This is a genomic window from Scandinavium manionii (assembly GCF_024764775.1).
Taxonomy (GTDB): Bacteria; Pseudomonadota; Gammaproteobacteria; order Enterobacterales; family Enterobacteriaceae; genus Scandinavium; species Scandinavium manionii.
The window spans coordinates 148,161-158,766 of the sequence record NZ_JALIGC010000035.1; the positions used below are offsets into that span (position 1 = coordinate 148,161).

At 47.8% G+C, this 10,606-nt stretch carries 11 protein-coding genes; 2 read left to right on the forward strand and 9 right to left on the reverse strand.

Going from position 1 to position 10,606, the window contains the following annotated elements; all coding sequences use genetic code 11:
- Positions 1 to 50: 50 nt before the first annotated feature.
- Positions 51 to 1,088, reverse strand: coding sequence for an NADPH-dependent curcumin/dihydrocurcumin reductase (gene curA, locus MUU51_RS06955; RefSeq protein ID WP_159768669.1), 1,038 nt, complete (start codon positions 1,086 to 1,088; stop codon positions 51 to 53).
- A 65-nt stretch (positions 1,089 to 1,153) separates the two neighbouring features.
- Positions 1,154 to 1,729: a helix-turn-helix domain-containing protein gene (locus tag MUU51_RS06960; RefSeq protein ID WP_110508130.1), complete on the reverse strand. Its 576-nt coding sequence runs from the start codon at positions 1,727 to 1,729 to the stop codon at positions 1,154 to 1,156.
- Positions 1,730 to 1,848: 119 nt separating this feature from the next.
- On the opposite strand from MUU51_RS06960, the gene MUU51_RS06965 reads away from it, so the two are divergent.
- Positions 1,849 to 2,367 (forward strand): GNAT family N-acetyltransferase, encoded by a 519-nt coding sequence (locus tag MUU51_RS06965; RefSeq protein ID WP_258967445.1) that lies wholly within the window; start codon positions 1,849 to 1,851, stop codon positions 2,365 to 2,367.
- On the forward strand, positions 2,364 to 2,813 hold the full coding sequence (locus MUU51_RS06970; RefSeq protein ID WP_258967446.1) for a DMT family transporter: 450 nt from the start codon (positions 2,364 to 2,366) through the stop codon (positions 2,811 to 2,813). The genes MUU51_RS06965 and MUU51_RS06970 overlap by 4 nt, the downstream gene beginning before the upstream one ends.
- Positions 2,814 to 2,907: 94 nt before the next feature.
- Here MUU51_RS06970 and MUU51_RS06975 read toward each other — a convergent pair whose 3' ends face one another.
- The 7 genes from MUU51_RS06975 to MUU51_RS07005 form a co-directional block, all read right to left on the reverse strand.
- The gene (locus MUU51_RS06975; protein WP_258967447.1) at positions 2,908 to 3,480 is read right to left on the reverse strand and encodes a DUF8188 family protein; all 573 of its coding nucleotides are present in this window, start codon (positions 3,478 to 3,480) and stop codon (positions 2,908 to 2,910) included.
- A 115-nt stretch (positions 3,481 to 3,595) separates the two neighbouring features.
- Entirely contained in the window at positions 3,596 to 4,168 is a 573-nt protein-coding gene (locus tag MUU51_RS06980) for a DUF8188 family protein (protein ID WP_159768681.1), read from the reverse strand.
- A gap of 10 nt (positions 4,169 to 4,178) precedes the next feature.
- Positions 4,179 to 5,300, reverse strand: a complete 1,122-nt coding sequence (locus tag MUU51_RS06985; RefSeq protein ID WP_258967448.1) for a PAAR-like protein — start codon at positions 5,298 to 5,300, stop codon at positions 4,179 to 4,181.
- Positions 5,300 to 6,178 carry a hypothetical protein gene (locus tag MUU51_RS06990; protein WP_258967449.1) on the reverse strand — a complete coding sequence of 293 codons (879 nt, stop codon included), beginning with the start codon at positions 6,176 to 6,178 and terminating at the stop codon, positions 5,300 to 5,302. The genes MUU51_RS06985 and MUU51_RS06990 overlap by 1 nt, the downstream gene beginning before the upstream one ends.
- Positions 6,179 to 6,217: 39 nt before the next feature.
- Complete coding sequence (locus MUU51_RS06995) at positions 6,218 to 8,104, reverse strand: type VI secretion system Vgr family protein (protein WP_235033614.1); 1,887 nt, start codon at positions 8,102 to 8,104, stop codon at positions 6,218 to 6,220.
- Between the two features lie 559 nt (positions 8,105 to 8,663).
- The gene (locus MUU51_RS07000) at positions 8,664 to 8,897 is read right to left on the reverse strand and encodes a DUF2526 family protein (RefSeq protein ID WP_159768690.1); all 234 of its coding nucleotides are present in this window, start codon (positions 8,895 to 8,897) and stop codon (positions 8,664 to 8,666) included.
- A 9-nt stretch (positions 8,898 to 8,906) separates the two neighbouring features.
- Positions 8,907 to 10,514 carry an ABC transporter substrate-binding protein gene (locus MUU51_RS07005; RefSeq protein WP_258967450.1) on the reverse strand — a complete coding sequence of 536 codons (1,608 nt, stop codon included), beginning with the start codon at positions 10,512 to 10,514 and terminating at the stop codon, positions 8,907 to 8,909.
- Positions 10,515 to 10,606 lie beyond the last annotated feature (92 nt).

A 10,606-nucleotide genomic window follows, 5' to 3' on the forward strand; every position in this document is an offset into this window, starting at 1 on the left:
GGATTTTTTGCACGAAAAGTTGCGGCGCGCATGGCGCCGCTATTGTTTTTTTACCCGTCGGTGCCGACACGAATAACAACTTTACCGAAATTTTTACCTTTTAGCATACCGATAAACGTTTCTGGCGCATTTTCTAGCCCATCGGTGACCTGTTCACGATATTTTATCGAACCGTCATTTATCCACTGGCCCATATCAGCCTGGAACTCACCGATTCGGTGCCCGTAGTCCTGACCAATGATAAAACCCTGCATGCGAATGCGTTTTTTCAGCAACGTGCCCATCAGCAGCGGCAAACGATCCGGCCCGGCCGGCAGTTCCGTGGCACTGTAGCCGCTCACCAGACCGCATACCGGCACGCGGGCCGAGGTGTTCAGTAGCGGCAGGACCGCATCAAAGACTTTACCGCCGACGTTTTCGTAGTACACGTCAATGCCATCTGGGCAGGCTTTTACCAACTGCTCAGCGAAATCCTCCGCCCGGTGATCGAGACAAACATCGAAGCCAAGTGTCTCCACGGCATGACGGCATTTTTCGCTACCGCCTGCCACGCCCACAACGCGGCAGCCTTTAATCTTGCCAATCTGCCCGACCGTCGCCCCCACAGGCCCGGTAGCCGCGGCAACCACCAGCGTTTCACCGGCTTTTGGCTGGCCGATATCCAGCAAGCCCATGTACGCTGTAAAGCCCGGCATCCCGAGGATACCCAGCGCCCATGACGGATGCGCCAGGCTATCGCCAAGTTTGACCAGCCCCTGCCCGTCGGAAACCTCATAGTTCTGCCAGCCGCTGTAGCTCAGCACCCAGTCCCCGGTTTTGTAATCGGCATGATTCGACTGCTCAACGCGGCTGACCGTGCCGCCAACCATCGTGGCGCCGATTTCTACCGGCGGTGAATAGGACGGCGCGTCGCTCATGCGGCCACGCATATAAGGATCGAGCGAAAGGTAGACGGTACGCAGCAACAGCTGACCGTTGCCCGGCGTCGGAATATCGCCCTCTTCCAGGCGGAAATTATCCTGTACCGGTTCGCCGTGTGGACGCGATGCCAGCACCCAGCGACGATGACGTGATGTCTGTTGACTCATGATCTGCTCCTTATTGGGAATTCAGCTATTAATCCTGGACGTTAATCCGCACCTGCGCCTTGTCTTTATGAGCCTGAATGATTCAGTCGCACGACGAGGTAAATGCAGGGTTGATCGGTTTCGTTCACAAAGCGGCAGTCGTTCGGTGGCCCGAGTTCCAGACAGTCACCGGCCTGCATCGCATGCCGAGTGTCGCCTTCGATGAACAGCAGTTCTCCCTGCTGCAGCCAAATCAGTTGACGCGCCAGGGCATACGACGATGCGGGCATCGGGATATCGCTGCCCGCAGGCAGTTCGACCTGCACTAAATCGATGGGTAAATCACTGCGCGGAGAGACGTGGCGGCGTAAATAATGGCTTTGCGGATCGCGCCACACCGGCTGATGGGCAAGGCGCAGGAGCTTGCCTTCCTGCATTTCCGCCCTGGCAATAAGAGTGGACATGCTTATCCCAAACGCACCGGAAAGCCGCCCGAGCATGGTCGCCGTCGGGCTGCTGTCACCGCGTTCGATCTTGTGGATCATCGCCCGCGACGCACCGGCCCGTTCTGCCAGCTCGCTCAGCGACCAGCCCCGGGATTCGCGCTCAATGCGAATACGCGCGCTGATGCGCTGGTTGAGATTGTCTTCAATAGTATTCATGGCGTAATACTATAGTGCATTTCTGCGGTTTTCTACCCACAGCCTCACCGCCCTCTTGTCAAACCGAACAGAACTATAGTATCTATACCGTACTACTATAGTGAACACTGAGGCCAGCCATGAACATTCGTTACGCGAGCATTGAAGACTGCGCGGCGATCGCGGAAATTTATAATCACGCGGTGCTGCACACCGCCGCCATCTGGAACGATCAAACCGTTGATACCGATAACCGCATCGCGTGGTACGAAGCCCGCCAGATTGCGGGTTATCCGGTGCTGGTTAGCGAAGAAAACGGCGCTGTGACTGGCTACGCCTCTTTTGGTGACTGGCGCGCATTCGATGGTTTTCGTCATACCGTCGAGCACTCCGTTTACGTTCACCCCCAGCATCAGGGTAAAGGCCTCGGCCGTGCGCTGCTGACTCAGTTAATTTCTGAGGCCAGACACATCGGTAAACACGTCATGGTGGCGGGCATTGAGTCGCAGAATCAGGCATCGCTGAAGCTGCACGAAACGCTCGGTTTCGTTACCACCGCGCAAATGGCACAGGTCGGGACCAAGTTCGGGCGCTGGCTCGATCTGACGTTTATGCAGTTACAGCTCGACGATCGCCAGGATCCGGACGCCCGCGGATGAACCAGTCGCTGACCCTCACCTTTCTGATTGCCGCCGGTATCGGTCTGGTTATCCAGAACACGCTGATGGTACGCATCACCCAATCGGCATCGACTATCCTCATTGCCATGTTGCTCAATTCGCTTGTCGGTATTGTGTTGTTTGTGTCGATTCTGCTGATTAAACACGGGCTGGGCGGCTTTCAGGAACTGGCCTCGAGCGTCAAATGGTGGACGTTAATCCCCGGCCTGCTGGGCTCATTTTTCGTCTTTGCCAGCATCAGCGGCTATCAATACGTGGGCGCGGCAACGACGATCGCGGTGCTGGTCGCCAGCCAGTTAATTGGCGGGTTAGCAATGGATATTCTGCGCCAGCAGGGCATTCCGTGGCGCGCGTTGGTCGGCCCGGTTTGCGGCGCGGTGATGCTGGTCGTCGGCGCATGGCTGGTGGCCAGGCGATCGTTCTGAGCGTTCTTTACCATTCACCCAGTTTTACTCTTCAACAATGATTAGGCAAACAGAGGAATCCGTATGGGCTCCTCTGCGTTTCCTCGCGGCGTTTTTATCCAAAGAGTTTCTTAAAATCCTCTTTAGATAAAAAATGGTCAAGGTATTGCTCAACAAATATACGATTAAGATTATCCGGGACATCAAATTCCGCATCAGGCTCTCCGGTTCCACTTTTAATGACTTTCACACCGAAAACTGGGACCGGGTTCGCTTCAGAACCATAAGAGGGATCACTCCACTGCGCCTTGTTGGCGCGAACTAAGAAATTTCCACCGGAATAAATCACATCATTTCTGGTTCTATTATTATCATAATGATACTCACCTCGAAAATCATAACCATCAAAAGTAATCAATGCCATATGTTTATGATGTTCCTGTGAGTAAAACATTATCTGGAAAAAACATTTTGAATTATTACCACGCGTTAATTTAGGGTTGTAACTGTCCCAAATTTCTGTAGATTTTGCAGGAATAAAAACCTCAATAAGTTTAGATTCAACAATATATTCAGTAACCTCATTTTGTGTTACCTGATTTCCTCTAAAGAAAAAGAAATTAACTACTACGAGAATCAATGGGATGCCAATAAACATACCAAAAGTATAACCTAATCCTCTAATCATTACTTTTTCCTTATTTAAGCATGGGAATTATTTTGATATGATTTTCATCATTCTGGTCTTTCTTAGGCAAACAGAGGAATCCGTATGGGCTCCACTGCGTTTCCTCTCGGTGTTTTTATCCAAAGAGTTTCTTAAAATCCTCTTTAGATAAAAAATGGTCAAGGTATTGCTCAACAAATATACGATTAAGATTATCCGGGACATCAAATTCCGCATCAGGCTCTCCGGTTCCACTTTTAATGACTTTCACACCGAAAACTGGGACCGGGTTCGCTTCAGAACCATAAGAGGGATCACTCCACTGCGCCTTGTTAGCGCGAACTAAGAAACTTCCACCATAATAAATTATGGTATTTCTAAGATCATTGTTATCATGATTGTATTTTCCACGAAAATCATAACCATCGAAAGTAATCAACATCATATATTTATGATGCTCTTGCGAATAAAATATGATTCGATAGATACTTTTTACATTATCACCCTGAGTTAATTTGGGATAGTAGCCTTCTGAAATGCGTGTAACCCCTCCAGGAACGACAACTTCAATAAGTTTTGACTCTTCAATATATTCAGTAACCTCATTTTGAGTTACCTGATTACCACGAAAGAACAAAAAATTCACTATTATGAGTAAAATAGGGATGCCAATAAACATACCAAAAGTATAACCTAACCCCCTAATCATTACTTTTTCCTTATTTAAGCATGGAAATTATTTTGATATGATTTTCATCGTTCTGGTCTTTCCTATCTAATGAGTCCCTAGCATCTCTACTTTCTTTTTCATAATAGCGCTCACCCCTATTAGACACTTGATCTACCACAAAACCACACAACGCACCGACTATCCCTTTTTTAAATTCAGCACGAAACTCATTCCAGGAAAAAACTTTCCCATTACTGACTAACCAATCTAACATCTTATTAGCCTGTGCTGTGGTTAAAATCCCTTTCCCCTCCGCGTAGATGGCGACATTTAAAATCATCATCCCACCGTTGCGGATTAAACTATGCTTAACTGCTGCCTCTGCTGCAGTACTCACTGCGTGATCTTGCAACGCTTTTCCCGCCTCGCCGAAAATGTTAGCACTCTGGTTGGAAAGACCTTTGTCTGTCATTGTGCTATAGATTTCCATCCCTGAGGCAATAGTTACGCCAATAGGTTTCCCGAAGCCAAAAGCTAAAACGCCTGTAATAAATTTACTTGTCCACTGAAGCCAAACTTCTTTGTTGTTAGCGCTGGATATTAATCTTGCAGCCTGTGAAGCCAGTGGGTCACTAATAATAATATTCAGTCTGCCGCCGACTGGGCACATTAAATATGAATGATTGAGCAGTGCATATTGTTTTTCAAATAAAACCGTATTGTGGAAATACTTCCATTGTGCATCGAAAACCTTGTCACATTCATGACTTAGCTTATAAACAGCATAGATTGTGGATGCTATACCGCCCACAGCAGCGGCTGAGCCAACAACAACAGCGGATGTCACAGTCGCAACCCCGGCTATTGCGGCAACAATGGGGCCCGACACAGGAGCGGTAACCACCACGACTATAACAACTGCCACAATCGCAATGCCTGCAAAAAATGCAGCCAGTCCGCCCCACACTTTTTTCGGCATTTTGCATTTAAAACAATCGTCTAGTTTTTTATCCAGAATATTTAACAATGGCGCAGGAACAACAGTGTTTATCGTAATGCCTGCAGTTTTCACGAGTACTTTATCCGGATGCAAGCCTAATTTTCTGGGGGATGACACGGTCATGTTGCTGCAAATAATATTAACCCCCTGGCGAACAAATGATTGAGCCATTAGACCTTCCTCCGAATTCGGCAACTAATATCCAGTTCAAGATTACTCTCTACTCGCTCTCGCATTCGGACATCTGCATATTCCAAATATTTACCGAGTGTATTAAATTCAATCTGAGAATCATATTCCACAGAGTAAATTGAAAACTGATAATCAAGAGATGGCTTGTATTTTTGGTTATATTGCCGTTCTATTTCATCTACATCAATAAAGCCAGTTGGTTTTCCCGTTTTGCGCACCACAACGCTCTCAGGTGATTCCTGTATGATCTGCTGCGTTACAGTTAATGGCGTCACCACCTTTTCAAAAAGCTGCGAATTAAATTCCATCAACACGTCACGCTCAAAATTTTGCGTTCGAACTAAAAAACGATCAAAAAAAGTGGTAAAGAATATTTGAGTGTCCAGATTAGACACTAACTGTTCATGGGAAAGAATTTGCTCATCGAAGGCTGAAATGAAATTAATAACATGCTGTTTTACTTCTTCGGCGCGAATAAACTCATTCTTTTTGAGAAACTCTTTTTTATACTCTTGCCATTCAATAATGATATGTTGATGATTCATTATGCTCACAGGCTTTCCTGTCGAGGGATGAATCCACACAGCAACATTACTTTTTAACCTGTCGATTTCTTTCACTACATCTAATAACGGCTGATGTGCATCAGGAGATATCTTTGAAATATAATCATCAACATGCACGAAATACAACAGAGGTTCATTTTCACTATGTGTTATAGTATAATCCGTTTTAACCTGAGTGCTGTTAACAGGGATGTCATTAAGTTTTATTGCAATCTCTTGCTCAACCCTATATTTTGTAATGCGCGGCAGTGAATCATTCGTTTTTATCACGCCATCACTATTTTCGTTCATTTTCTTAACCAATCCCTTGTTGAATTAACGAAATCACTGTTAGTTGATTTGTACTTCGGAACCATCAATGTCAACAATTCCGCCTCCAGTAATCTTAATTGTTGCCCCACTAATTTCAATCTGACCACTCGCTCTCATTGCAATAGATGCAGCGCCCACTTTTAAATCAATAGATTCATTCATTAATTCTATGCTGGCTCCCCCACGTATAATTTTACAGGAGTCTGATTTAACTGTTAGCGTATAACTCCCATCGACGGTAACATCTTCGCCTCCACCAATTGTAATCGTTTCATTACCAGTGATATTCTCTATTCTGTTTTCTTTCACAGTCAGTGTCTGATCTTTATCCACCGTGATATTCTGAAATCCTCCAATTGTTTCTGTATCGTTGTTGGCTATTGTCATCGTACGATCATGTAATATTTTGGTGTTCATATCTTTCTGGGCATGGATAAACACCTCCTGCTTGCCCTTTTCATCTTCAAAACGCAGTTCGTTAAATCCAGCGCCTTTGTGGGTCTGGGAGCGCAGGCTCATCTGGGTTTTGGTTCCGGGTAGGCCACCCGGCGGCAAATTATTGACATGGTAAGTTCGCCCGATGACCACCGGCTGGTCGGGGTCACCGTTCAGAAATTCAATAATAACTTCATGGCCGATGCGCGGAATGGCCAGGCTTCCCCAGCCTTTTCCCGCCCAGGGCTGGGAGACCCGTATCCAACACGAGCTGCTGTCATCGGTTTTTCCTGACCGGTCCCAGAGAAAACGAACCCGAACACGACCATACGCATCGCAGTAAATCTCTTCACCTGGGGGCCCTGTGACAATGGCAATTTGCGCCCCATCGATACGCGGTTTATCCGTCAGTAGAGGGCGCCAGGTCTGGTTGCGGGGAATAAAGGTGAATTGATTGACCAGCGTGGTTCCCGCCTCACCGGCTTCTTCTTCCAGTGCCTGCGGCTGGTGGCCGGTGTGGGTAATACGGGTTATCTGCCAGCGAGTGTTCATCTCCTCGCGGGGATGGTCAGTCAGCGTAAAATCCGTACCCGGCTGTAGGGCGGCGTAATTAGAAGCCCCGTCTCCCTGATGGGCGGTATTACGCAGCGCTTCCACCCGCCAGCGGGAAAAGCGTTTCCCGGAGTCATCTTTATAGCGCCCCGGATAATCGTAATGAAAATAGCGCTGGTTTTGATGCTGCATATCCCGCGCGTGATCGCGGTAAACCGCATCCCAAGGGGGATTTTTAAAGGTGTAATCCCCTAACAGGACGTCTGTCGGACGCAGACTTTCACGCCGACGCAGCGTCGTGATACAGGGCTTCTGAGCCGGGGCGGTGTTGTAGGGTAAAACGGGGCCGGCATTCTGGCCACCACAGTGGTCAGCGAAGACCAGCGTGTGCCTGTCACCGTCATGTTCAAAGAAGTAAAAGATACCTTCCTCGGCAAACATGCGTTCAATGAATGTTAAATCGTCCTCCTGATACTGGACGCAGAACTCACGGACGGCATGTTCATAGCGCAGCGAATAGGCGTAATTACTGATACCATGCTCACCCAGCAGCGTTTCAACGATAGTTTGCAGATTTTGTTGCTGAAAAATCCGTGAATTACGCCTCAGACTGGCCCGCCAGAGCGCTGGACGAACCGAAAGTGAATAGCGGGTGCGGCGAAAACCGGTGTCGCCCTGCTCCATCGACACCACAATGCCGTTAACAACACGTTGTATGACAGCATCACGCCAAACCGTCAGCGTAATATCTTTGTCCAAGACTGTACCAAAATCGACAGCAGGTATCGCGCTGGCGAGCTCCAGTTCGAGGGAGAACAGGGCTGAATATTGTTCCTGTAAGGTAAAGCCCACGACCGAAAAAGTCTCACCGGGTAACCCTTTTACATTCAGCGTAAAATACAATCCATTATTTGTCATTGATATGATCCATAATTTCCTGCGCTATATTTCATCATCCATAGACTGCTGCTCAGTAGAGAGAAATCATCACTTAAAGCATGGCAATATATTGAGTTTATATAGATTCAGAGTTAAATAGACAACTGCCGTGTCATTTAACCACACGTTAAATGACGTACCATATCAAATAAAATAGCCAAATAGATTATAAACATTACCTAATCAGATAGATATCTTGCCTGGTGGTAACTTCAAAGTGCATTATACTGAGGGGATTATTCAGAAAATAACCCGACGTAAATCATCTCGCTGATTTTATTGTTATATTTTTACATGTGGATTGAGGTTTATAGCTAATTCATTAGACTTTGATTTATATCAATTCAGAATATATATAGCATTACGGAATTCAATGATTTTTAAGAGCGCGTCATATCACTTATTATTGACCCCATCAATATAACGATAAGTTAATAGCCAACGCCAGTTTCAGGAAAATACCGTGTTCGTACTGGAAAGATTTTAAGTATGGGAATGGCATTCCCCCCATTACCGGGGAATGCCATAAAGCAAACACTCAAATAATCGTGCCACCTTTGGTGAGGCTTTCCTGCCGTGCGTCCTCTTCTTCCTTGTGATGACGGCCTTTGTGGGCGATTGCGGTGCGCAGGCGCTGCTGCTGGGTATAACGATCTTCCCGGCTTAGATCTGCGTCATCGCTCAACACAATCAGCAATTCATTCATGCCGATGATAGAACCATCCTCAATGGCCGCGTCTACCTGGGTACTTACCTCATCCAAATGTGACATATCTGCTCCTTAATTCAGCTTCACTTTCGAGAAATCACTGCCCATCAGGCTGACACTGTAGCCGGTCACGTTGCTGCGGGTGGCGAAGAAGGTTTTACCGTTGGCCAGGGCAATCCATGGAGCCTGCTGGTAGAAAATCTCCTGCGCCTGTTGGTACAGTTTCGCGCGCGCGGCCGGGTCGCTGGTCATCTTGGCTTTTTTCACCAGGCCATCATACCCTTTATCGCACCAGCGCGCGGCATTGGAGCCGGTTTTTATGCTGTCACAACCGAGCAGCGTGTCGGCAAAGTTATCCGGATCGCCGTTGTCGGACATCCAGCCAAACAGTGCCGAATCGTGTTCGCCTTTGCGCATCCCGGAAAGATATTCACCCCATTCGTAGGTAGTAATTTTGGCTTTGATGCCTACTTTCGCCCAGTCACTCTGGATCATCTCGGCGATACGGCGCGAGTTCGGGTTATACGGGCGCTGGACTGGCATCGACCACAGCGTCACTTCCGCGCCTTTCTCAAGCCCTGCCTGCTTTAGCAGCGCTTTGGCTTTTTCAGGGTTGTAACCGTAGTCTGCCAAATTACTGTCGTAACCCAGCATTTTCGGCGGCAGCGGTGATTTTGCGACCGAACCGGAACCCATAAACACCGCATTGACGATCGACTTTTTGTCCGTTGCGTAGTTCAACGCCTGGCGTACCAGCACATTATCAAACGGCTTTTTCTCGGTATTAAACGCCAGATAACCGACGTTAAGCGCATCCACAGAATGCAGCACCAAATCTTTGTTCTTTTTGATAACGCCGAACTGCACCGGCGACGGCGCGGGGATAATCTGGCATTCGTTGGTTTGCAGTTTCGCCAGACGGGTTTCCACATTCGGGGTGATGGAGAAAATCAGGTGTTTCGTCGGTACCTCGCCATCCCAATAGTTCGGGTTAGCGACATAGCGGATCAGCGAGTCAACTTTATATTGCTGGAACGCGTACGGCCCTGTGCCAATAGGCCAGGTATCAACATTTTCCGGCGTCCCCTTTTTCATCATCGCGTCGGCGTATTCAGCCGAAAGAATCGAGGCGAAATCCATTCCCCAGTCGGCCAGGAAAGAAGCGTTTGGTTCGTTTAGCTCAAACTGGACGTGATAATCATCAATCTTCTTCACGTCTTTAATCAGTTTATCGAGGCCCGCGTCGGTGAAATATTCGTAATTCCCCTGCGATACTTTGTGATAAGGATTATTTTCATCCTTCTGGCGCATGACCGAGAAAATAACGTCATCGGCGTTAAAATCACGCGTCGGTTTAAAGAATTTATTACTGTTGAACTTCACGCCCTGACGCAGGGTAAAGGTATAGGTTTTACCATCCGGGGAAATAGTCCAGGTGGTTGCCAGAGAGGGGATCGGGGTGTTTTTCTGCGGATCGAAATTTATCAGGCGGTTGTACAGCACCTGTGAGCTGGCAACGAACGACGGCCCCGAACTGGCAATCTGCGGGTTGAATGACTCTGGTGACGCTTCGGAGCAGTAGATAAGGGTGTCATTATTTGCCGCCATCGCGGCCCCTGCCGGTAACAATGCGCTGAGGGCCAGGGCCAGCAGCGTTTTCCCTGTCGGTGTTGGAGACATAGTTATAAGCCTTTTGCTCTTATTATTTGGGGTAATCGAAGCTTAATCACAGCACAAGGGGGTTATTCTGGCAAATAACCAAAATGCATCAG